This is a genomic window from Kushneria konosiri (assembly GCF_002155145.1).
GTDB classification, from domain to species: Bacteria; Pseudomonadota; Gammaproteobacteria; order Pseudomonadales; family Halomonadaceae; genus Kushneria; species Kushneria konosiri.
In genome coordinates this window covers 619,759-642,053 of record NZ_CP021323.1, presented here as the reverse complement: position 1 = coordinate 642,053, position 22,295 = coordinate 619,759, and the positions used below count along the sequence as shown (strand labels likewise).

General features: G+C 60.9%; 21 protein-coding genes. 12 read left to right on the top strand and 9 right to left on the bottom strand.

Annotation, left to right across the window (positions count from 1 at the left end):
- Positions 1 to 25: 25 nt before the first annotated feature.
- The 3 genes from B9G99_RS02985 to B9G99_RS02975 all read left to right on the top strand — a co-directional run bounded on the left by B9G99_RS02985 (position 26) and on the right by B9G99_RS02975 (position 1,947).
- Positions 26 to 547, top strand: coding sequence for a DUF3455 domain-containing protein (locus B9G99_RS02985; RefSeq protein ID WP_086620690.1), 522 nt, complete (start codon positions 26 to 28; stop codon positions 545 to 547).
- A 132-nt stretch (positions 548 to 679) separates the two neighbouring features.
- Positions 680 to 1,237, top strand: a complete 558-nt coding sequence (locus B9G99_RS02980; RefSeq protein WP_086623248.1) for a sigma-70 family RNA polymerase sigma factor — start codon at positions 680 to 682, stop codon at positions 1,235 to 1,237.
- On the top strand, positions 1,234 to 1,947 hold the full coding sequence (locus B9G99_RS02975; RefSeq protein WP_086620689.1) for an anti-sigma factor: 714 nt from the start codon (positions 1,234 to 1,236) through the stop codon (positions 1,945 to 1,947). Before B9G99_RS02980 ends, B9G99_RS02975 begins: the two co-directional genes overlap by 4 nt.
- 384 nt (positions 1,948 to 2,331) lie before the next feature.
- On the opposite strand, the gene B9G99_RS02970 is transcribed toward B9G99_RS02975, so the two are convergent.
- The 7 genes from B9G99_RS02970 to B9G99_RS02940 form a co-directional block, all read right to left on the bottom strand.
- On the bottom strand, positions 2,332 to 3,930 hold the full coding sequence (locus tag B9G99_RS02970) for an ABC transporter ATP-binding protein (RefSeq protein WP_086620688.1): 1,599 nt from the start codon (positions 3,928 to 3,930) through the stop codon (positions 2,332 to 2,334).
- A gap of 10 nt (positions 3,931 to 3,940) precedes the next feature.
- Positions 3,941 to 4,906 carry an ABC transporter permease gene (locus B9G99_RS02965; RefSeq protein WP_227875905.1) on the bottom strand — a complete coding sequence of 322 codons (966 nt, stop codon included), beginning with the start codon at positions 4,904 to 4,906 and terminating at the stop codon, positions 3,941 to 3,943.
- Between the two features lie 12 nt (positions 4,907 to 4,918).
- Positions 4,919 to 5,845, bottom strand: a complete 927-nt coding sequence (gene oppB / locus B9G99_RS02960) for an oligopeptide ABC transporter permease OppB (protein ID WP_086620687.1) — start codon at positions 5,843 to 5,845, stop codon at positions 4,919 to 4,921.
- A 42-nt stretch (positions 5,846 to 5,887) separates the two neighbouring features.
- Entirely contained in the window at positions 5,888 to 7,507 is a 1,620-nt protein-coding gene (locus B9G99_RS02955) for a peptide ABC transporter substrate-binding protein (protein WP_086620686.1), read from the bottom strand.
- 59 nt (positions 7,508 to 7,566) lie between these two features.
- On the bottom strand, positions 7,567 to 9,159 hold the full coding sequence (locus tag B9G99_RS02950) for a peptide ABC transporter substrate-binding protein (RefSeq protein ID WP_086620685.1): 1,593 nt from the start codon (positions 9,157 to 9,159) through the stop codon (positions 7,567 to 7,569).
- A 62-nt stretch (positions 9,160 to 9,221) separates the two neighbouring features.
- On the bottom strand, positions 9,222 to 10,805 hold the full coding sequence (locus B9G99_RS02945; RefSeq protein WP_086620684.1) for a peptide ABC transporter substrate-binding protein: 1,584 nt from the start codon (positions 10,803 to 10,805) through the stop codon (positions 9,222 to 9,224).
- Between the two features lie 258 nt (positions 10,806 to 11,063).
- The gene (locus B9G99_RS02940) at positions 11,064 to 12,647 is read right to left on the bottom strand and encodes a peptide ABC transporter substrate-binding protein (protein WP_086620683.1); all 1,584 of its coding nucleotides are present in this window, start codon (positions 12,645 to 12,647) and stop codon (positions 11,064 to 11,066) included.
- 244 nt (positions 12,648 to 12,891) lie between these two features.
- Here B9G99_RS02940 and prfB point away from each other — a divergent pair.
- The 8 genes from prfB (at position 12,892) to B9G99_RS16815 (ending at position 19,497) form a co-directional block, all read left to right on the top strand.
- Positions 12,892 to 13,990 (top strand): peptide chain release factor 2 gene (gene prfB, locus B9G99_RS02935; RefSeq protein ID WP_115504158.1). Its coding sequence is split into 2 segments (ribosomal slippage): positions 12,892 to 12,966 and positions 12,968 to 13,990, totalling 1,098 coding nucleotides; the frame shifts between segments, so codons are not numbered across the junction.
- Between the two features lie 126 nt (positions 13,991 to 14,116).
- The gene (gene lysS, locus B9G99_RS02930; RefSeq protein ID WP_086620682.1) at positions 14,117 to 15,634 is read left to right on the top strand and encodes a lysine--tRNA ligase; all 1,518 of its coding nucleotides are present in this window, start codon (positions 14,117 to 14,119) and stop codon (positions 15,632 to 15,634) included.
- Between the two features lie 134 nt (positions 15,635 to 15,768).
- Positions 15,769 to 16,152 carry a hypothetical protein gene (locus B9G99_RS02925; protein WP_086620681.1) on the top strand — a complete coding sequence of 128 codons (384 nt, stop codon included), beginning with the start codon at positions 15,769 to 15,771 and terminating at the stop codon, positions 16,150 to 16,152.
- A 113-nt stretch (positions 16,153 to 16,265) separates the two neighbouring features.
- Complete coding sequence (locus tag B9G99_RS02920) at positions 16,266 to 17,429, top strand: MFS transporter (RefSeq protein ID WP_227875904.1); 1,164 nt, start codon at positions 16,266 to 16,268, stop codon at positions 17,427 to 17,429.
- Positions 17,354 to 17,689 carry an MFS transporter gene (locus tag B9G99_RS16900; protein WP_227875903.1) on the top strand — a complete coding sequence of 112 codons (336 nt, stop codon included), beginning with the start codon at positions 17,354 to 17,356 and terminating at the stop codon, positions 17,687 to 17,689. Before B9G99_RS02920 ends, B9G99_RS16900 begins: the two co-directional genes overlap by 76 nt.
- 49 nt (positions 17,690 to 17,738) lie before the next feature.
- Positions 17,739 to 18,080, top strand: a complete 342-nt coding sequence (locus tag B9G99_RS02915; RefSeq protein ID WP_086620680.1) for a BolA family protein — start codon at positions 17,739 to 17,741, stop codon at positions 18,078 to 18,080.
- A 90-nt stretch (positions 18,081 to 18,170) separates the two neighbouring features.
- Positions 18,171 to 19,055, top strand: coding sequence for a hypothetical protein (locus tag B9G99_RS16820; RefSeq protein WP_158521431.1), 885 nt, complete (start codon positions 18,171 to 18,173; stop codon positions 19,053 to 19,055).
- Complete coding sequence (locus tag B9G99_RS16815; RefSeq protein WP_158521430.1) at positions 19,045 to 19,497, top strand: GNAT family N-acetyltransferase; 453 nt, start codon at positions 19,045 to 19,047, stop codon at positions 19,495 to 19,497. The genes B9G99_RS16820 and B9G99_RS16815 overlap by 11 nt, the downstream gene beginning before the upstream one ends.
- 20 nt (positions 19,498 to 19,517) lie before the next feature.
- Here the strand turns inward: B9G99_RS16815 and B9G99_RS02905 are convergent, their stop codons facing one another.
- On the bottom strand, positions 19,518 to 19,757 hold the full coding sequence (locus tag B9G99_RS02905) for a cell division protein ZapB (protein ID WP_086620678.1): 240 nt from the start codon (positions 19,755 to 19,757) through the stop codon (positions 19,518 to 19,520).
- A 121-nt stretch (positions 19,758 to 19,878) separates the two neighbouring features.
- Positions 19,879 to 20,499, bottom strand: a complete 621-nt coding sequence (rsmD, locus tag B9G99_RS02900) for a 16S rRNA (guanine(966)-N(2))-methyltransferase RsmD (RefSeq protein WP_086620677.1) — start codon at positions 20,497 to 20,499, stop codon at positions 19,879 to 19,881.
- 208 nt (positions 20,500 to 20,707) lie between these two features.
- On the opposite strand from rsmD, the gene ftsY reads away from it, so the two are divergent.
- Positions 20,708 to 22,285, top strand: coding sequence for a signal recognition particle-docking protein FtsY (ftsY, locus tag B9G99_RS02895; protein ID WP_086620676.1), 1,578 nt, complete (start codon positions 20,708 to 20,710; stop codon positions 22,283 to 22,285).
- Positions 22,286 to 22,295 lie beyond the last annotated feature (10 nt).

The window sequence follows — 22,295 nt, the reverse complement described above, 5'->3', positions numbered from 1 at the left end:
GATAACCACCATCAGGGAGATTGACATGAATGTTCAACGTCTAACGCGTACTGCTCTGGCGACCGCCTTGATCGCGTCCTTTAGTCATGCGGCTCTGGCGGATACTCCGGAGAGTGTCCAGGTGCCGGATGGCCACAAGGTTGCACTTGAGACCGTCGGCGTCGGTGCCATCAGGTATCTGTGTGACACCAGCGATGACGGGGCCATGGCATGGGTCTTCAAGGGGCCCAGTGCCGCGCTCAATGATGGCGATGGCCACCAGGTCGGCAGCTATTATGGCCCGCCCGCCACCTGGGAAGCGCTGGACGGCTCGAAAGTGACCGGCACCCAGCAGGCCACCGCCGGTAATGGCGACGGGAACATTGCGCTGCAGCTGGTCAAGGCCAATCCGGCCGAAGGCAAGGGCGCCATGACCGGTGTCAGCTATATTCAGCGTCTGAATACCGAGGGCGGTGTTCCCCCGAATGTCGCGTGCGATGCCGATCACAAGGGCGCCACGGCCATCGTGACCTATCAGGCCGACTATCTCTTCTGGACCGCCGAGTAAGTTCAGATTCTGCCCCGACTCGAGCAGGGGCTTTTCCATTGCGATGACATCGAGGGCTCGTGTCATGGGCCTTCGGTGGTTATGCTGCTTCGGCGCATCGGTGAACGAGCCGGGCGCCATGAGGGAGCACAGGTGTCCGATACAACCCGCGAATTTGATTACAACGAGGCACTGGCGTGCTGCGCCCGGGGGGATCATGACGCCCTTCACACGCTTTATCGTCTGGAGGGGGCGAGAATGCTCGGTGTGGTGCAGCGCATCGTCAGGGACCGCGGCATGGCAGAGGACATTGTTCATGATGCCTTTCTGGCCATCTGGCAGCGAGCTGACACCTTTGATTCCGAAAAGGGCAGTGCCCGCACATGGATCTTCAGCATTGCCCGCCATATGGCGCTGAACGCCATTCGTCAGCGTGAAAGACTGGTGGGAGAAATCGATGCAGATACCCTTGAGCAGAGGGATGACACGCGCCCTGAAAGCCCGTCCGCTGAAGCCTTTGACTGGCACACCGGTCAGCGAATGGACGAATGCCTGAAAGCGCTTGAGGTTGAGCGACGCAACTGCGTGCTACAGGCATACGTGGAGGGGTTGAGCCATGCGGAAATCGCGGCGCATACGGGCGCACCGCTGGGCACGATCAAGGCCTGGATCAAACGAAGCCTGGTGCGTTTACGGGAGTGTCTGGCATGAACACGCCTCACGAAAGTGACCTGCCGTCTGATGAAGACAAGCACGTTCTGGCCGGCGAATATGTACTGGGGACGCTTTCCCATGCCGAGCGTCAGGCATTTGAAGCGCGTCTGACCCGCGACCCCGAGCTGCGCCGAATGGTCATCGAGTGGGAGGAGCGTTTTTTCCCTTACACCGCACTCACCGATCCTCAAACCCCGAGCGATTTTCTCTGGCCGCGCATTCAGCGAAGTCTGGAGGCGCGCCGATCGCCGGCGCCTGCAACCGGTCTTTTTCAGCGCCTGGCCCTTTGGCGTACTGCCGCCGGACTGGGCGTGGCGGCAACGCTGGTCATGGCCGCACTGTTATGGCGACAGCCAGATGCTCCAGCGACGCCGGAATACATGGTGGTCCTGCTCGCCCCGCAAAGCCAGTCCGCCGGCTGGGTGGTTCAGGCTGCCAACCGCCGGCAGATCGAGCTGATTCCGCTGGGCACCTTCGAGGTGCCCGAAGGCAAGGCGCTCCAGTTCTGGACCAAGGCCGATGACTGGCAGGCACCGGTATCGCTGGGTCTGGTTCAGCCGGGCAGACCCGTACGTCTGAATCTGGACACGCTGCCACCGCTTGAGGACAACCAGCTGTTCGAGCTGACGCTTGAAGACGCTACCGGCTCGCCCACGGGCCTGCCGACCGGGCCCATCGAATACATTGGCCGTGCGGTGGAAATCTAGCCGCCTGTCGACCCTGCCATCGATCACGTCGTCATTTACCCTGTGACGCCAACCCCGGCCTGCTTTTCTCAAGACAGTCATGGCTGGAGTCGCCCGGCTAAAAAAAGCGGATAGACGTTGGAAGATGTTCGACGTGAATCAGTCTCTGAGGGTCATGGTGGCTGGTTTTGTGGGTCACGTGGCCACCTTCGGCCAGTTCACGTGTCATTGCCTGCCGGTTATCTGTCATGCGCTCAGCGTAAAATCCCGGGGTAACCACAGGGTCGAGATGGTGGATGCGCTCAATCACCCACAAAAAACCCCCGCCAGTCGGGGCGAGGGTTCAGGGTTGCCAGGACATTCATGTCGCCATGACCCTTGAGTCGTCTGCGACGCGGTGGCCCTTCAGGCGGCCGTTTCTAGAAAGGCGGCCTCCAGAAGCGCTTTCGTGTACGCCTCGCGCGGTGACTGGAAAATACTCTCTGCCGAGCCCTGTTCAACGACCTGACCTTCCTTCATGACCAGCACGGTGTCGGACAGCGCGCGGACCACGGCCAGGTCGTGGCTGATGAACACGTAGGTCAGGTCGTATTTCTGCTGAAGGTGACGCAAAAGTTCGATGACTGTCATCTGCACCGAACGGTCGAGCGCCGAGGTCGGCTCATCGAGCAGCAAAAAGTCGGGCTTGAGTACCAGTGCCCGGGCAATGGCGATGCGCTGGCGCTGGCCGCCGGAGAACTCGTGCGGATAGCGCTTGCGCATCGCCGGATCGAGTGCCACTTCCTCCAGCGATTCGATGACGCGTGCCTCGCGCTCGCGCCGGTCGAGTTCGGGAAAGTGGACCTTGAGCCCTTCACTGATGATTTCGCCCACGGTCAGACGGGGTGACAGCGAGCCAAAGGGGTCCTGAAAGACCACCTGCATGCGCGAGCGCAGCGGCCGCATCCGGGATTTATCAAACGCCGTGATGTCGGTGTCTTCGAAGCGCAGCTGGCCCTGACTTTTTAAAAGCCTTAGCAGTGCCCGACCCAGCGTTGACTTGCCCGAACCCGACTCGCCGACAATGCCCACGGTCTGGCCGCGACGAACGGTCAGGTTGATGCCGCGCACTGCCTCGAAATAGTCATTTTTACCGAACAGGCGCTTTTTGGTGGTAAAGCGCACCCGAACGTCCTGACCGCTGAGCAGTACCGGCGCATCGTCTGCCACGGCCGCCTTGCTGCCACGCGGTTCGGCATCGAGCAGCATGCGGGTATAGTCGTGCTGCGGCGCATTGAAGACCTTCGCGGTCTCACCGGATTCGACCAGCTCGCCGTAGCGCATCACACAGACCCGCTCGGCAAAGCGTCGCACCAGACTCAGATCGTGGGTGATGAACAAAATCGCCATGCCGTAGCGCTTTTGCAGGTCCCGGAGCAGGTCAAGAATCTGGGCCTGAACGGTGACATCAAGTGCTGTGGTGGGCTCATCGGCGATCAGCAGGCGCGGTTCGCAGGCCAGCGCCATGGCAATCATCACGCGCTGGCGCTGGCCGCCGGAGAGTTCATGCGGGTAGCTTGAAATGCGCCGCTCGGGTTCGGGAATGCCGACCTGATGCAGCAGTTCCAGCACCCGCGTGCGCGCTTCACTGCCGGACATGCCGCGATGGCGATGAAGGACTTCGGCAATCTGGCGCCCGATGCGGTGCAGCGGGTTGAGCGAGGTCATCGGCTCCTGAAAGATCATCGAGAACTCGTTGCCGCGCAGCCGGCGCATCCGTGAGGCGCTGACCTGAGTGAGATCTTCACCGTCCAGACGAATGGCGCCGGAGATTTTGGCCATCTCCGGCAGCAGACGCATCAATGCCGTCGAGGTGACCGACTTGCCGGAGCCGGATTCGCCCACCAGCGCGACGGTTTCGCCCTGGTCGATATGAAAGCTCACGCCCTTGACGGCGGAGACGGTACCGGTGGGCAGTTCAAAGTCCACCTTCAGATTGTCGATCTCGAGTAGATGTGCCGACATGGCGGACTCCTTAGCGGGTACGCGGGTCGAGGGCATCACGCAGCCCATCGCCCAGGAAGTTGAGACAGAACAGCGTCACGGCCAGAAACGCCGCCGGCACGATCAGCATCCAGGGCGCGCCCTGCATGTTGGAGGTCCCTTCGCTGATCAGAACGCCCCAGCTGGTCAGCGGCTCCTGAACGCCCAGACCCAGAAAGGAGAGAAAGCTTTCCAGCAAAATGACCTTGGGCACCGTCAGCGTCACGTAGATGATGACCGGCCCGATCGAGTTGGGAATCAGGTGGCGAGTGACGATCTTGGTATCCCGCACGCCCAGGGCGTGGGCGGCTTCGATGAACTCGCGGCGCTTGAGTGACAGCGTCTGCCCGCGCACGATGCGCGCCATGTCGAGCCACTCCACCGCGCCGATCGCGGCGTAGATCAAAAAGATGTTACGGCCGAACACCACCATCAACAGGATGACCAGAAACATGAAGGGCAGGGAGTACATGATGTCGACAAAGCGCATCATGAGATTGTCCGTGCGCCCGCCAATGTAGCCGGAAATCGCGCCATACAGCACGCCGATGACCAGACTCACCAGGGTGGCTACCAGCGCCACGGACAGGGACACACGCCCGCCGTAGAGCGTGCGGGTCAGAAGGTCTCGACCGTTGGCATCGGTACCCAGCCAGTGCTGGCCTTCCATCGTCGGCGCCACGCCGAATGCGTTCCAGTCCACCTCGGCCAGATCCCAGGGCAGAAACCAGGGACCCGCAATACAGATGATGGTCATCAGTGCCAGCAGGATAAGGCTCGCCATGGCGGCCCGATTGTGGCGCAGGCGGCGCCAGGCCTCTCGGGCCAGGCTCTCGCCGGGCTGCGCGACCGGTGCCTGAGGCGGGTTGGGACTGCCGCCGCCCTGAAGATGGTCAGCGTTATCTGAAGTCGTGCCGGATGCGGCCCGGGTGTCATGAGCACCGCTGGATGAAGTCATGATGTGCTCCGGTCAGTCGTCATAGCGAATTTGGGGGTCGAACAGCGAATAGAGCAGATCGACAATCAGGTTCATCAGCACGATCAGCACGCCGTAGAACACCACCGTGCCCATCACGAGGGTGTAGTCGCGATTGAGTGCGCCCTGAACGAAGTAGCGTCCGATGCCCGGCAGACCAAAGATCTGCTCGATGACCACCGAGCCTGTGATGATGCCGGCAATGGCTGGCCCCAGGTAGGAGAGCACCGGCAGCATCGCCGGGCGCAGGGCGTGACGCCAGATGACCTGGCGTTCGTTGAGTCCCTTGGCGCGGGCGGTGCGGATGAAGTGACTGCCGAGAATCTCGATCATCGAGGCGCGCATCATGCGGGCGATATAGGCAATCTGCTGAATGGCCAGCGCCACCACCGGCAAGACCAGATTGGGCAGGGCACCACCGTTCCAGCCGCCCACCGGCAGCCAGCCCAGAATGACGCCGAAAAAGAGCGCCATGAGCGGGGCGATCACGAAGTTGGGCACCGCAATGCCGCCCAGCGCTGTCCCCATCAGCAGATAATCCACGGTCGAGTTGCGCCTGAGCGCGGCCATCACCCCCATGGGAATGCCCAGCAGCAGGGCAAGCGCAATCGCCAGTCCCCCGAGTTCCAGACTGACCGGAAAGCCCTGGGCGATCAGGTCGGTGACCGAGAAGTCCTTGTATTTGAACGACGGCCCGAAATCGCCCTGAACCAGGTTGCCCATGTAGCGCAGATACTGCATGGGCAGCGGTTCATCCAGATGGTAAGCCGCCATCAGGTTGGCCTCGATCTCCGGCGGGAGCTGGCGCTCTCCATCAAAGGGCCCTCCCGGGGCGACCCGCATCAGGAAAAAGGAGGCCGTGATCACGATCAATAGTGTGGGAATGGCCATGGCCAGACGCTTGGCGATATAGCTCAGCATGCCGGTCTACCTCGGCGCAGGATGGATATCGAAAACAAGGGATTACTCCTTGATACTGATGTAGCGCAGGGGATGCACGTCCATTGGGGAGGGCTCCCAGCCATGGACGCGCTCTGATACCAGCGCGGTGTTGATGTAATCGTAAAGCGGCAGCAGGGCATAATCGTCGAGCAGGCGCTGCTGGGCCCGGGTCAGAAGCTCGGCACGCGCATCCGGCGCGATGGTCTCGCTACTTTGCTCGACCAGCTGATCAAAGCGTTCATCGTGATAGCCGCTGCTGATGGCGGCGCTTCCACCGGTGGTATAGCTGCCCAGAAAGTCATACGGGTCGTCGATGGTGGCGACCATGCCATAGCGTGCCAGCTGGAAATCGCCTTCGCGGATGGCGGCGTAGTGGCTGGTGGCCTCGGTGTTGACCAGCGACATCTCAACGCCCAACGGCTTCCACATGGCGGCCAGCGCCACCGCAATTTTCTTGTGATCTTCCAGCGTGTTGTAGCGCAGCGTCAGCGTCAGGGGAGTATCTGGGCCAAAGCCGGCCGCTTTCATCAGCTCGCGGGCGCGCGTCATGCGCTCATCCATCGTCATCTGCACCATGGGCATTTCGCCTTTGGTGCCTCCGTGGGTTACCCGCGGGACCAGCCAGTAGGATGGCGTCTGACCCATGCCCAGCAGCTGATCGGTGATCACCTCACGTCGCGTGGCCAGGTTCAGCGCTTCACGGACGCGAATGTCGCTGAGCGGGCTGTCGGGGCGCAGGTTGAACATGTAGAAATATTGCGCCACCAGCGGGCTGACCCGCAGAGCGTTGCCCAGTTCCTGACGCAGCTGCTCAAGGCGCCCCCCCGGAACGCTGGTATAGCTGATGTCCAGTGCGCCGGTACGAAAGCGGTTGAGCGCGGCGGTGGCTTCTTCCAGCGGATAGAGGATGACCTCATCAAGGGCCACCTCGTTGGCATCGTAATAGTGCTCGTTTTTATCCAGCGTAATGTGGTCCTGCGGCGACCACTCACTCAAGGTGAAGGGACCGCTGACCACCGTTTCCCCCGGGACGACCCAGCGTTCGCTGTCATCTGTCATGGCGTGTTCGGGAAGCGGTGCCGCTTCGGGCATGGCCAGTGCCTGTAAAAACCAGGCGGTGGGCCGCTCAAGCCGGACTTCCAGATGACGATCATCAATGGCGCGCACGCCCAGCATCTCCGGGTCGGCTTCGCCGGCATTGACCGCGAGGGCATTTTTGATCGGGTAGTAGAGATTGGCGTTGTGGGCCGCCGTCTCGGGGCTCAACAATCGGCGCAGGCTGAAGACGGCATCACCGGCGGTGACGGGCTGGCCATCGGACCATGTTGCGCCGTCGCGCAGCTCAAGGGTCAGGATCAGGCCGTCATCACTGAGCTGCCATCCACTGGCCAGTCCCGGTACCAGATTGCCTTTGGCATCATGGCTGATCAGCGTCTCGAAGAGTTCGCGCACGATGCGCGTCTCCCAGGTGCCGCTGGTCTTTTGCGGGTCGAGCGTGCCGGGTTCGGCGCCGTTATCGATGCGCAGCGTAGCGGCCATGCCCAGCGGTGCCATGGACAGGAGACAGGCTGTCAGAACGGCGCGTCTGAAAAGCGGGGCTCGCCCGCGAACGGTACGCAGGTCAGACGTTGTATCGGTCATTGTTATTGTCCGAGGCGGTGCGCATGTCGCACGGGCACGCGCCTGCGTTGCATGGCGGTTTACGGCTCGAGGCTGATCCAGCGGGACAGATGACGGTTGATGGCGTTGTCTTCCCAGCCAGTCATGTCCGGATTGACCAGGTTACGTGCAGCATCGGCATAAATCGGTGCCATGGCGTAATCGCCCAGTGCCTGACGTTCGGCCTGTTCCAGTAGCTGCTGACGCTTGTCCTGATCGGGCTGCGCGGCAGCCTGCACCAGCAGCTGGTCGAACTCGGCGCTGTGATAGCCGCCGTAGTTCTTGACATTGCCCGAGGCGAGAATGCCCAGGAAATTGCTGGCGTCATCAAAATCGGCCACCCAGCTGGCACGGGCAATATCGAAATCGCCACGGGCAATTTCGGCGTAGTGCACATTGGCTTCGGCGTTGACCATCTCGATGTTGACGCCCAGCGGCTTCCACATGGCAGCCGCCGCGACGGCGATACGCCGATGATCATCGCGGGAGTTAAAGCGCAGGCGCAGATTGAGCGGATGCTCAGGGCCATAGCCGGCCTCCTTTAACAGCGCCTGAGCCTTCTCAAGCCTCGTCTCCATGGGCGCATCAACGCCCGGCATGGTCTGCACGTCATAATGCGCAGTACCGGCGGGGACCAGCGAGCTGGTGGGATTGGCCGCGCCCTGCAGCACTTTCTGGGTGATGATGTCGCGTCGCAGCGCCAGATTGAGGGCCTCGCGAACGCGCACGTCGCTGGTGGGATGATCGTCGCGATTGTTGAGCGCGTAGTAGTAGGTTGAAAGCTGGTTGTGCAGGTGAACGGCGTCGCCCAGATTTTCCTTGAGCCACTGATAGCGGCTGGCGTCGAAGTCCCGCATCACGTCCAGGTCACCACTGCGAAAGCGCGATAGACCGGTATTGAGGTTCTCGACCAGATGGTAGTTGACGCCATCAAGGTCAACGCTTTCGGCATCGTGAAACTGCGGATTCCTGACCGTCTCGATGTGGTCATGCGATACCCAGCGACTGGGCATGAAGGCGCCATTGGTGACGATGTGCGACATCTGCGTCCAGTCGTTACCGTACTCCTTCACCACATGAGCCGGCACCGGGGCGGCGATAATGTGCGCCATCAGGGTCGGAAGGTAGGGCGTGGGCTGCTCGAGCGTTACTTCGAGCTGCTGTTCGTTCACGGCCCGGGCGCCCAGTGAGGCCACCTCGGCGTCGCCACGGTTGATGGCAGCCGCGTTTTTGATCGGATAAAGCAGGTTGGCATAGACCGAGGCAATCTCCGGGTCGAGCGCTCGCTGAAAGGCGAGTACAAAATCCCCGGCAGTGACCGGTTCGCCGTCCGACCAGCGCGCGTCATCGCGTAGTGTGAAGGTCCAGGTCATGCCGTTATCGGAGACCGACCAGTCAGTGGCCACCCCCGGTTCGTAATCGCCGTCGGGCGCCAGCGTTACCAGCCCCTCGAACAGATCGCCCAGCACGTCATTGTCATAGACGGCGCCGGTGACGCGGGCGGCGTCCAGCGAGGCCGGTTCGCCATAAATACCGATATCCAGGGTGGCCGCCTGGGCTGACAGCGGAGAGGCAAGCAGAGGGCAGGCGAGCAACGCGGCTGCGCCAAGGCTTTTAAAAAGACACCTGGTCATGATGAAGGATTCCCGAGCACGTCAAAAACGGGCGGCATCATCGGGATGCCGCCACCAGGCGGTTATTTCTTGAAGCTGACCCAGCGAGAAGGGTGATCGTCCTGCACGTTGTCCTTCCAGCCCTGAAGCTCCGGATTAACCAGATTACGGGTGACATAGGTCAAAAGCGGTACCAGGGCGTAGTCACCGAGCGCAATCTGCTCGGCCTGCTGCATCAGGCTGGCACGCTTGTCTTCGTCCAGCGTGACGTTGGCCTGGTCGAGCAGTTTGTCGTACTCGGGATTGGAATAGGCGCCGTAGTTGTTGCCCACTCCGGTATGCAACAGGGTCAGGAAGTTTTCGGCATCATCATAGTCGGCGACCCAGCCGGCACGCGCCACATCAAAATCGCCGTTGGCAATGGACTGATAGTGCACCGTCGCCTCGGAGTTGATCATCTGCACGTTGACCCCCAGCGGCTTCCACATGGCGGCAAGTGCCACGGCAATCTTTTTATGCTCGTCGCTTGAGTTGTAGCGCAGGCGCAGGTTGAGCGGCTTGTCGGGTCCGTAGCCGGCTTCCTTCATCAGTTTTTTGGCTTCGGCCAGGCGGGCATTCATGTCGTCACCGTCGAGCGTCATGTGCTGCGTCTCGTAGTGATTGGTGCCCGGTGGCACGAGCGCATAGGCCGGCAGAAAGGTGTTGTCCATGATCTGTTTGGACATGACTTCGCGGCGTACCGCCAGGTTGAGCGCCTCACGCACACGGATATCGGCAGTCGGATGGCCGTCACGATGGTTCAGCACGTAGTAATAGGAGCCCAGAAACGGACTCATGTGCGTGGCCTCCGGCAGATTTTCCTTGAGCCACTGATAGCGGTCCGAGTCGTACGCACGCATGACATCAAGTTCACCGGCCCGGAAACGTGAGACGCCGGCATTGCGATCTTCGGTCGGATAATAATTGATGGTGTCGATGGCCACGTTGGCGGCATCGTGAAACTCGGGGTTTTTCTCGGCCGTGATGTGATCGTGAGAGACCCAGTTGGTCGGCTTGTAGGCGCCGTTGGTCTGGATATGATCCATCTGTGTCCACTGCTTGCCGTACTGATCATACACGTGCTTGGGTACCGGGAAGGCTGTGTAGTGGGTCAGGATACCGAGAAAATAGGGCGCTGCCTCTGTGAGTGTGACGCGAAAGGTTTTGCCGTCATCGAGGGATTCCACGCCAAGCTGATCTGCCGACATCTTGCCGGTGTTAACCGCTTCGGCATTTTTGACCGGATAGAGCATGTAGGCGTATTTGGAGGCGCTGGCGGGGTCAAGCATGTGCTGCCAGCCAAACACGAAATCCTCGGCCGTGACCGGCTTTCCGTCCGACCATTTCGCATCATCGCGCAGGTGGAAGGTGTAGGTTCTGCCGTCATCACTGACCTCCCAGGATTTGGCCACCCCCGGAATCCGGTGACCTTCAGGGTCCTGTGTAAGAAGGCCTTCGTAGATATCCTTTAATACGTCACTTTCCCATACCCCACCACTGACCTGAGAGATGTCCAGCGAGGCGGGCTCGCCTGTAATACCGATATTGAGAGTCTGTGCGTAAAGCGGGGAGGCAAGAAAAGCGGATGACAGCGCAATAGCGCCCAGCAGCGGACGAATCGATGGCATGGAGGTTCCTGACAATATTGGCATTGTTGTTATCGCTATCGCGAACCGGGATAGCGGCGCGAGCTTTAATATCGCTTATGACGATTTTGTGAACTTACTCCGCGTCAGCGGATGTGTCCAGAGTTGACCAATTGTTCAAGTGTGAAATTTGATTCGGGGAGGCGATGCGAAGAAAAGCCGAGCGTCGAGGGCGGGCATGATGGCCCTCGACGTCGAATATGGGTCGACTTCGAGGGCCGTGGGGCTACTGAAAAACGCTTATTGGGACGGTTGCACCGAAATCCAGCGTGAGGCGTGCATGTCGAGCGCGTTGTTGTCCCAGCCGGAAAGCGAAGGCTTGACCAGGTTGCGCGCGGCGTAGGTGTAGATCGGCGCCAGCGGATAGTCAGCCAGTGCCATGGCCTCGGCGCGCTGCATCATGTCACGACGCTTGTCGGCGTCGAGTTCGCGGTCGGATTGCATGATCAGCTGACTATACTCGGGGTTCTGGTAGTCACCGTAGTTGTTGGTGGCCGCCGACAGCAGTTGCAGGAAGTTCTGCGCATCGTCATAGCTTGAGATCCACGCGGCACGTGCCACCTGAAAATCACCCTGCATCAGATCCGAGTAGTGCACGTTGGCTTCACTGTTGCGCATTTCGACGTTGACGCCCAGCGGCTTCCACATGGCGGCAACCGCCACGGCAATGCGCTGATGCTCATCACCGGAGTTGTAGCGCAGGGTCAGATCAAGCGGCTTGTCCGGACTAAATCCTGCTGCCTTCATGAGTTCATGAGCACGGCTCATGCGCGTGTCCATGTCGTCATCCAGGCCGGGCTGGGAGGCCGGGGTGTAATGGCTGACGCCGGGTGGTACCAGCGAGGTGGCCGGCGTCACCGCGCCATCGAGCAGCTTCTCGCTGATGACATCGCGACGAATGGCCAGCGAGAGTGCCTCGCGCACGCGCTTGTCGGCGACCGGGGAGCCGTCACGCAGGTTGAAGACGTAGTAATAGCTGCCCAGCGATGGCGTAATCTTTACAGCATCCGGGATCTGCTGCTCAAGCCACTGATAGCGCGCGGCGGGGAAGTCTCGCAGGATATCGAGTTCGCCGGCCTGAAAACGCGAGATTCCGGCATTCTTGTCCTCGATGGGGTAGTAGTTCACCCCGTCGAGCGTGACTTCATCGGCATCGTGGAATTCATCATTCTTGACCGTGTCGAGCTCGGTGTTGGAAATCCAGCGCACCGGCTTGAAGGCACCGTTGACCACAATGTTTTCCGGTCGGCTCCATTTTTCACCCTTGTCTGCCACGACATGCTCGGGGATCGGGTAGCCAAATGGCAGCACCAGCGTCTTGAGAAAATAGGCGGCCGGCTCGGATAGCTGAATGACCAGCGTTTTGCCGTCATCACGACTTTCCACGCCCAGCGTCTCGGGTTTGGCCTCACCGGCGTTGATCTTCTGGGCGTTGACCACCGGATAAAGGCGGTGGGCGTAATTGGAGGCTGTGGTCGGGTTGACCTGATAGCGCAGGGCATAGACGAAGTCGTCGGCGGTGACCGACTCGCCGTCCGACCAGCGGGCGTCCTCACGTAGATGGAAGGTATAGGTCCTGCCGTCATCGCTGACTTCCCAGGATTTCGCCACACCCGGAATGATCTGTCCCTGGGCGTCAATGGCGATCAGCCCCTCGAAGATGTCACGCAACACATCCTCTTCCCATACGCCGCCGGTGACGCGGGCCGGGTCCAGCGAGGCCGGGTCACCGCTGATGCCGACATTGAGCGTGGCAGCGATGGCCAGCGGCGCACCCAGCGACAGGCCGGCGGCGCCCAGCAGTGAAAGCGTTACTTTTTTCATGACGGTTCCCTGAAGGTTTTATTGTCAACGCGTAAAAGGTGCGTGTCTGAAAGATCACAGCCCGGGGCAGAAGTGTCAAAGCAGGGTATATAACCATTTTTGACATTTTTATTCCCTTGACCGGATAAGGCGCGGGCGGCGGGTGACGGGCAGGTCGTGCTTTGGCTACAATAACGCCCCTTGTTTTTCAACTCTCATGCGATGTCGGCGCTCTAGCGCCGTCGTCCTGTCCGAGCGAGATACCATGCAGGAATTGACCCCCATTCATCATATCCTCAAGGACCTGTCCGAACGGACAGACGTCCTGAGGGGGTATCTTTGACTATGCCGAACGCAAGGACCGCCTCGAGGAAGTAACGCGCGAGCTGGAAAATCCCAACGTCTGGAACGATCCGGAGCATGCCCAGAAACTGGGGCGTGAGCGGGCGCAGCTTGAAGATATCGTGACCACGCTGGACGCGCTGGAAAGCGGCGTGCGTGACAACGGCGAGCTTTATGAGCTGGCGCAGATGGAAGACGACGAGGACACCGTGGCAGAGATTCGCCAGGACCTTGACCGCTTCGAGGCGCAGCTGGCCAAGCTCGAATTTCGTCGCATGTTTGCCGGCGAAATGGACCCCAACAACGCCTACATGGATATCCAGGCCGGCTCCGGCGGCACCGAGGCGCAGGACTGGGCCAACATCCTGCTGCGCATGTATCTGCGCTGGGCCGAGCATCACGGTTTCAAGGCAGAAATCACCGAAATTTCTGCCGGTGACGTGGCCGGTATCAAGTCGGCCACCATTCACGTTCAGGGCGAATACGCCTTTGGCTGGCTGCGCACCGAAACCGGCGTTCACCGGCTGGTCAGAAAGAGCCCGTTTGACTCGGGCGGCCGCCGCCATACCTCGTTTGCTTCGGTCTTTCTCTCTCCCGAGATCGATGACAGCTTCGAGGTCGAGATCAATCCGGCGGATCTGCGCGTGGACACCTATCGCTCCTCGGGGGCGGGCGGTCAGCACGTCAACACGACCGACTCGGCCGTGCGTATCACCCACGAACCGAGCGGCGTGGTGGTCTCGTGCCAGACCCAGCGTAGCCAGCATGCCAACCGCGACTTTGCGATGAAGCAGCTCAAGGCCAAGCTCTGGGAGCTTGAGATGCAAAAGCGCAACGCCGAGAAGCAAAAGGCCGAGGACTCCAAGTCCGACATCGGCTGGGGCAGTCAGATCCGCTCCTATGTGCTGGATGATCAGCGCATCAAGGATCTGCGCACCGGCGTGCAGACCAGCAACTGTGAGCGTGTGCTTGATGGCGACCTGGATCAGTTCATCGAGGCCAGTCTCAAGCAGGGGCTTTGATCGGAAGAAACGTTTTCAAGAGACGACTTCCGACCGGCAGGCTCGCTGGCGGTATCGTGCGTTTCAGATATGAACCGCAGGCTGTCACGAGCCTGCCATTGACGGTTATTTTCAATAGGCAAGGTAATGGCGAATCAGGATCAGCAGGCAGGCAGCGAACACGAAGAGAACCATCTGATCGCCGAGCGGCGGGCAAAGCTTGCCGCTCGCCGTGAAAAGGCCGTTGCCCACGGCGGCAGCGCCTTTCCCAATGATCTGCGTCGCGACAGCCTCGCGGCAGATCTGCAGGCAGAGCTTGGCGAACATGACAAGGAAGCGCTCGAGTCGCTGGGGCGTCAGGCGGCGGTCGCCGGGCGCATCATGCGAAAGCGCGGTCCCTTCATCGTCATTCAGGACGCCTCCGGCCAGATTCAGCTTTATGTGGATAAAAAGGGTCTGCCCGCCGAGGTGCTGGAAGACATCAAGGGCTGGGACATCGGCGATATCGTCTTTGGCCAGGGGCCGGTGCACAAGTCCGGCAAGGGTGATCTCTATGTGATGATGGAGACGGCACGCCTTCTGACCAAGAGCCTGCGTCCGCTGCCGGACAAGTTCCACGGTCTGACCGATCAGGAAGCGCGGTATCGTCAGCGCTATGTGGATCTGATCATGAACCCGGAAGTGCGCGATACCTTCCGCATTCGTGCCGCCGTCATCAGCGCCATTCGCCAGTTCTTTATCGAGCGTGACTTCATGGAAGTCGAAACGCCGATGCTGCAGCCGATCCCGGGCGGCGCCACGGCGCGTCCCTTCGTGACGCATCACAACGCGCTGGATATCGACATGTATCTGCGCATCGCGCCTGAGCTTTATCTCAAGCGTCTGGTGGTGGGTGGCTTCGAGCGGGTCTTCGAGATCAACCGCAACTTCCGCAACGAAGGGCTCTCGACCCGGCATAACCCCGAATTCACCATGCTCGAATTCTACTGGGCCTATGCCGATTATCATGACCTGATCGATCTGACCGAGTCGCTGGTGCGCTTTGCCGCCGAGAAGGCGGTGGGCACGACCCTGATCAACTACCAGGGCACCGAGTTTGATCTCTCTCAACCGTTTGATCGTCTGACCCTGCGTGACTCGATTCTGAAATACGGTGAAGGGATCGAGCCGGCCGAGCTGGACGATCCTGAACGCGCAACGGCGCTTGCCGGGCGTCTGGGCATCGAGGTCAAACCTGGCTGGGGCCTTGGCAAGCTGCAGACCGAGATCTTTGAGGAAGTGGCCGAGCATCGTCTCGAGCGGCCGACCTTTATCACCGAATATCCGGCCGAGGTCAGTCCGCTGGCACGTCGCAACGATGCCAATCCGTTCGTGACCGATCGTTTCGAGTTCTTCGTGGGCGGGCGCGAGATTGCCAACGGCTTCTCCGAGCTCAACGATGCCGAGGATCAGGCCGAACGTTTTGCCGCTCAGGTGGCCGAGAAGGACGCCGGTGACGTTGAGGCGATGTACTATGACGCCGACTACGTGCGCGCGCTCGAATACGGGCTGCCGCCGACGGCAGGTGAGGGTATCGGCATTGATCGGCTGGTGATGTTGCTGGCCGATGCGCCGTCGATTCGTGATGTGCTCCTGTTCCCGGCCATGCGTCCGGAAGCCGAGTAATTCGCGGCGATCAACAGGGGCTGGCCGCCCGATGTGCGCCAATGGCCGGATGAATCATGGCGTTGGCGCGTCCGGGCGGCCATACTTGGTCGCTTGAACAGGATTTCCACCCGCCCCGAACCGGGAGAGTCGCCATGAAACTGGTGAACCGCTCTGCACTTAGCGTGCGTCCCAAACAGGCCTTTGTGGACTGGATCAATTCGCTGGAGGCGACCGAGGGGGACGATGATCTCACGCTCGAGGATGCCGAACGCGAAAGCACGATTTACCTCATTCCCGAGATGGATACGGAAGATGCGCTGCGGGCCTGCCTGCATGAACGCTTTGCCGATATCCTTGAAAACGAGCTGTCTGCCTGGGAAGAAAATTCCCGTCACTGGCCGGACATCAATGAAGTCACCTTTGAATTTTTCCTTCGCGTCGAGCACAGCTATCTCTGCGTGGATATGGATGAAGAAGCGGCGCTTGAACAGAGCGATTTCGAGAACGATCTGCTGCTTGATACCGATGAAGTCTAGACAGTCCAGACTGACATGATCGCAAGGCTTGCCCGGCATGAACGCCGGTGTAAGCTTTTTTGCCGGGTTCCTTTCCTCGCTCATACGCTGTCCCGCACTACCGGTAACTCCTCTTGAAAGCATTACTGTCCTGGCGCGAAGGTGACGATGGCCTGCCTCCCCGTCAGCGTATTCTGGCCATGATGGTCCTCATGTCGGGCTCGTTGATGGCGGTACTCAACATCAACAGCGTCAACATTGCCCTGCCCACCATTGCCGACGAGCTGGGCATCTCTTCTGCAGCTTCTGTCTGGATCATCAACGTTTATCAGCTGGTAGGGGCGGCCTCGATGCTGACCTTTGCCGCGCTGGGTTACCGTATCGGGCGGTACCGGCTTTATATCGGCGGCATGATTACGTTTGTAGTGACCTCCGTGCTCTGTGCGCTGTCGCCATCGCTGGGCTGGCTGATTGTCTTTCGCGCCATTCAGGGGCTGGGGTCAGCGGCCATGATGAGCATTGGGCCTTCGATGTACCGGGTCATCTTTCCTACTCGACTGCTGGGTCAGGCGATGGGGTTGACCGCATTGACCGTGTCGCTGGCCGTTGCCGGTGGTCCGGCGCTGGGTGGGCTGGTGCTCGCCGTGGCCAGCTGGCAGTGGCTTTTCTGGATCAATGTGCCCTTTGGTCTGGCTGCGGTCTGGCTGGCGACTCGGGCGCTGCCGCAGGAGCAGGGCAGTCGCTATCGGTTCGACGTGCTCGGCGCGGTATTGTCCGCCGTGGGTCTGGGAAGCTTTGTCATCATGCTCGACAGCATTGCCGACATGTCCGGGCCCGGGACCGTACCGGTACTGCTGTTGGTAAGCGTGGCGGCGCTAACCGGTTTTGTCTGGCGTCAGCGCCATTTCGATAATCCGCTGCTGCCGCTGGTCATCTTTCGCGAAGCGCGCTTCACCATGGCGGTGATGACATCATTTTTCTCCTTTCTGGCTCAGAGCATGGCGTTTATCAGCCTGCCGTTTCTGTTTCAGAACGTGCAGGGCTATACGCCGCTGGAGTCTGCCTTTTTGTTCACGCCCTGGCCGCTGGGTGTCATGATCGGTGCGCCACTGGGTGGCCGGCTGGCGGACCGCTTCAGTCCGCCGATCATCTCCTCGGCCGGACTCTTGCTGTTCATGGCAGGGCTTGCAGCGCTGGCACTTCTGGGGATCAGCCCACCACGATGGATATTCTGTGGCGCAGTGCCCTGTGCGGTCTTGGCTTTGGCCTCTATCAGGCGCCCAACAACCGTGAAATGATGGGGTCACTGCCCAAGGCCCGTAGCGGCAGCGCCTCCGGCGTGCTGGCCAGCGTGCGTACCTTTGGACAGTCGGTAGGCGCTGCCTTGGTTGCACTGGTGCTTTCTGGAATAATGGATGCCACGAGGGACAGCGCGGTCACGGTGAGTCTGGCCCTGTGGATGGGCATGGCTTCCGCCATTGTGGCGCTGATACTTTCGGCTTCAAGAATACGCATGCTGCGCCGGCAGTCGCCTGACAAGGCGGCTACCGGCCAGTGACGTAACGCATGCTCACTGACAATATCTGACGTGCCGGAGGTGATAACCCATGACAATTTCTTCGGTGGATACGCTGGAAGGTGCCGACATTGCGGCGCTGATCGAGCAAAAGCTGGCCGTTTTCGAGCCGCAGTGGCTGAGCATCGAAAATGAAAGCCACAAGCATCATGTACCGCCCAATTCACAAACGCATTTCAAGGTGACTCTGGTTTCCGATCAGTTCGAAGGCATGATGCCGGTCAAGCGCCATCAGCAGGTGTACGCCGCACTTTCCGATGAGCTGGCAGGCCCGGTTCATGCGCTCGCCCTGCATCTTTATACCCCCGAGCAGTGGGCGGCGCGTGGCAATGAGCGTCCCGATTCGCCTAACTGCCGTGGCGGTGACGCCTAGTGTCATCGAGATGTTGAGCCATCGAGACCGGCGTCAGGCCTTCCTCATGGGAAGGCCTTTCAGACTGTATCCCGTCAATGGATGTGCCGCATGGTAACCGAGCGCGCGCGCCGACAATATCTCGATGCCATGGGCATCCATCTATGGGTGGCTCGCCATCCTTTGCCCAATGCGCTGCCATCGTCCCTGCCGGAAGTGGAAGCGGTCACTGATGATGAGGTTCCACAGGATCACCACCAGCGTCTACATGCCCTGATTGATGAGTTCGATCATCCCGAATCGGCGTCCATGCCCACGCCAGCTGCACCGGAAACACCCTCTCGGGAGGCTGGCCGGCCGGCACGTTCGGTCAGGGCGCTGCTCGACAACGGCAGAGATAAGCATGATGTGGCGGCCGACAGTGCGTCGGTGTCGACAGCGGCCGCACCTGTGCTCGAAGATACCGACACGCCCCCCCGTAATGTCGTGTCCTCCCCGGCAGGCTCACCTCATGAGCCACTGCGCTTTGCAGTACAGGTGGCCGCTCTGGATGGTCGCTGGCTGGTACTGCTGGCCCGTGACGAGGCGCTGACGGCTCAGGAGGAAACGCTGCTCAAGGCCATTTTTCAGGCCGGCGGGGTTGAGCCTTCTGCATCGCTTTCCTGTCAGCGATTTGGCTGGCCCATGATGGAAGGGCTGCCGGTCGACGATGCGCTTGATGAGGCGCGCCAGGGTTTCAAGGCCTTTCTGGCCGGGCGTCGCGCACGCGGATGGACGCCCGAGCGGCTCCTGCTCTTTGGACAGCTGCCCGTGCTGGAAGAGGTGCTGGACGTCCACGATGGACAAAGCCGCGTTCTGGAACTGCCGCTCTGGCAGGGGCCGGCGCTTGAGTCGCTGGAGACGGCATCTTCTCGTCGGGCGCTCTGGGCAGACATGGGCGATTGGCAGCGCTGGTGGCAGGCAGCGACACAAACACGGGAAAACGATGACACCTGAATCGATCAAGGATGCCGAGGCACTGGCAGCGCTGGATGTTCGTGCGCGAGGGGAAGATGCCTGGTCGGTTGAGTGCTTTGAAGCGCTGGTCAGTAACCCGCAATATAGAGTGATGGGTGTTACCGAGCCCGAGAAGCGGGCACTGCTGGCCTTTGCCGTGGTCTCGTCAGGCCCGTTTGATCTCGAGCTTGAAATGATTGCGGTGGACCCGGAACATCGACGCCGAGGGCTGGCGGGTCAATTGATCAGGGCAATGATCGAGCATGGCGTGCGGCTTGAGCGGGAGCGAATACTTCTGGAAGTGCGGGCTGGCAATGATGCGGCACAGGCGCTCTACGCTCTTTATGGCTTCAAGGTGGATGGACGCCGGACGGGCTATTATCCGCAGGCCTCAGGCGGTCGCGAGGACGCGATACTGATGTCGCGTCCTCTCACGCACTGAGGCAGGGCGCCGACAAGTCTTTACCAGGAGGGGCTGGTCGCCGGTGTTTCAGAGGTGGCCGTGGTCTCGGGCGCCGTATTGGCGTCGAGCTCGCGGAAACGCTCCAGAAGACCACCCAGACGGCTTTCCCACTGCTGGCGTTCGTTTTTCAGACGCTCGTTTTCCTGGCGCAGTTCTTCAAGCTCCATGCGCTGCATCTCGATGGTGTCAACGGCACTGTTGACGCGCTGTTCAAGCTGCTCGAAAAGTTCATTGCTCATGCTGTCCTCCTGATACAGATAGTAAGGCGAAGTGCCGCCCTGCATGGCCCGGAACGGGTGCCGGCGCGCGCGCAGGCCAGACTACGCGCGCCGACGCGCGGCGGCAAGAGGGCGGGCGGGGTTATTGCGCGCTTTCACGTCGATAGAGCCGAGCGTGGCTGTCGCCGGCCCGGGTCTCCCGGATCAGGTGCCAGCCGGCGGGCAGTTGTGGAATCAGCCCGGCCTCGGTTTCGACATGAATCAGCGCGTGCTCGTTCAGCCAGCCTTCGTGCTCAAGACGCTGAGCGCAGTCGGTGATCAAATCCTGTCGAAAGGGTGGGTCCAGAAAGACCAGGTGAAAGGGTTCCACGGGGCGTGTGTCCAGAAAGGCCTGCGCCTTTTGAGTGTGAACCGGCATCGTCACCTCGAGGCTTGTCAGGTTCTCGGCAATCTGACGGGCGACCTGACGATCGGCTTCGACGAAATGTACCTCTCCGGCGCCGCGGGAGAGTGCCTCGAGCCCCAGTGCGCCGGTGCCGGCAAACAGATCGAGCACTCGGGTTCGGCTGTCGATCTCGGTGGCCAGCCAGTTAAACAGCGTCTCGCGTACGCGGTCCGGAGTAGGCCGCAGGCCCGGATGATCGAGCACGGGCAGCAGGCGCCTTCGAAAGCGCCCGCCAATCAGCCGCAGACGGCCGCTGCCCGAGCGCGCCCTGCCTGGCTTCTGATCCTGTCCCTGAGTGCCGTGACGCTGTCGCCTCATGTGCCCTTGAAGCCTCCATGGATGAAGATGTGCTGACAATGCCGGTCAGTTCGTTGGTAAGGGTCAATCTGTAACCGGTGGCGAATGTGCCATCCCTGGATGACGTTACACGGATTGTACCGGCGAGCAGCGCTTGAGTGGTAGGATGCGGTATCAAATGGCGGCCTGACCGCCTTTTCCCGATGGATCAATCGCGACGATATAGCCCATGTTTGGTTTTTTTAAGCGCAAGAAGCAGCGCCGCGATCAGCAGGATCGCGAAGAACAGCAGCAACTGGAGCAGCAGGCGCCGACGCCTGAAGCCGAAGACGCCAAAGAAAGACCTTCAAAACCGCCTGTCGAGGCGCGGGATGTGCCCGAACCCGAGCCGGCGGTCGAGCCCGAACCCGAGCCGGTGATCGATCCTGAGCCCGAACCGGTGATCGAGCCTGAACCCGAGCCGGTGGTCGAGCCTGAACCCGAACCGGTGGTCGAGCCTGAACCCGAGCCGGTGGTCGAGCCTGAACCCGAGCCGGTGATCGAGCCTGAACCCAAGCCGGTGGTCGAGCCTGAACCCGAACCGGTGATCGAGCCCGAGCCGGTGGTCGAGCCCGAGCCCGAACCGGTGGTCGAGTCTGAACCTGAGCCGGTGGACGAGCCCGAGCCCGAACCGACAAGGCCGACGCCCGAGGTGACAGCGCTGCGCGAGACACCTGCCGAGCCTTCTCCCGAAGAGATTGCGCCCGGTAGTGCGTCGGAAGTCACAACGCCTGCGCGTAATCGCGGCCGTGATAAGCCACGTCGAGGACGCTATGACACCGCCATCGAGGCAGGGCCTGAAACCGCCGATGAGCAAAGCGAAATCGCCAGCGCCAAAAAGGGCTGGTTCTCGCGCATGCGTCAGGGGCTTGGCAAGACCCGCTCCAATCTTACTGATGGTCTGGCAACGCTGCTGCTCGGCCACAAGGAGATTGACGATGATCTGCTCGAAGAGCTTGAAACACAGCTTCTGATGGCCGATGTCGGCGTCGCGGCGACCAGCGAGATCATGGAGAATCTGGAGGAGCGCATCTCCCGGCGCGAGCTCAAAAATGTCGATGCGCTTTACAAGGCGCTCCAGGAAGAGCTCTCCAGAATGCTCGAGCCGGTCGCGAAGCCGCTGCGCCTGCCGCCCAAGGGCGAAGGTCCGTTCGTGATTCTGATGGTGGGCGTCAACGGCGTGGGCAAGACCACGACGATCGGCAAGCTGACCCAGCGCTTTCAGCGTCAGGGCCGCAGCGTCATGCTGGCCGCCGGCGATACCTTCCGCGCAGCGGCCGTCGAGCAGCTGCAGGTCTGGGGCGAGCGCAATGATGTGCCGGTGATTGCCCAGCACACCGGCGCTGACAGTGCCTCCGTCATCTATGATGCGGTGTCGGCAGCCAAGGCGCGCGGTGTTGATGTCCTGATTGCCGATACGGCTGGCCGGCTGCACAACAAGGGCCATCTCATGGATGAGCTCAGCAAGGTGCAGCGCGTCATGGCGCGCCTTGATGCCCAGGCGCCACATGAGGTCATGCTGGTGCTCGATGCCGGGACGGGGCAGAACGCGATCTCGCAGGCAGAGACCTTCAATCAGGCCGTGCCCGTGACCGGGATTACCCTGACCAAACTCGACGGAACGGCCAAGGGGGGCATCATCTTCGCCATTGCCAAGCAGCTTGGAACCCCCATTCGCTATATCGGGGTAGGGGAGACGCTGGATGATCTGCGACCCTTCGAGGCCGAGGATTTCGTGGGAGCGCTCTTTGACCGGGAAGGCAGCTGATTTCTCATGG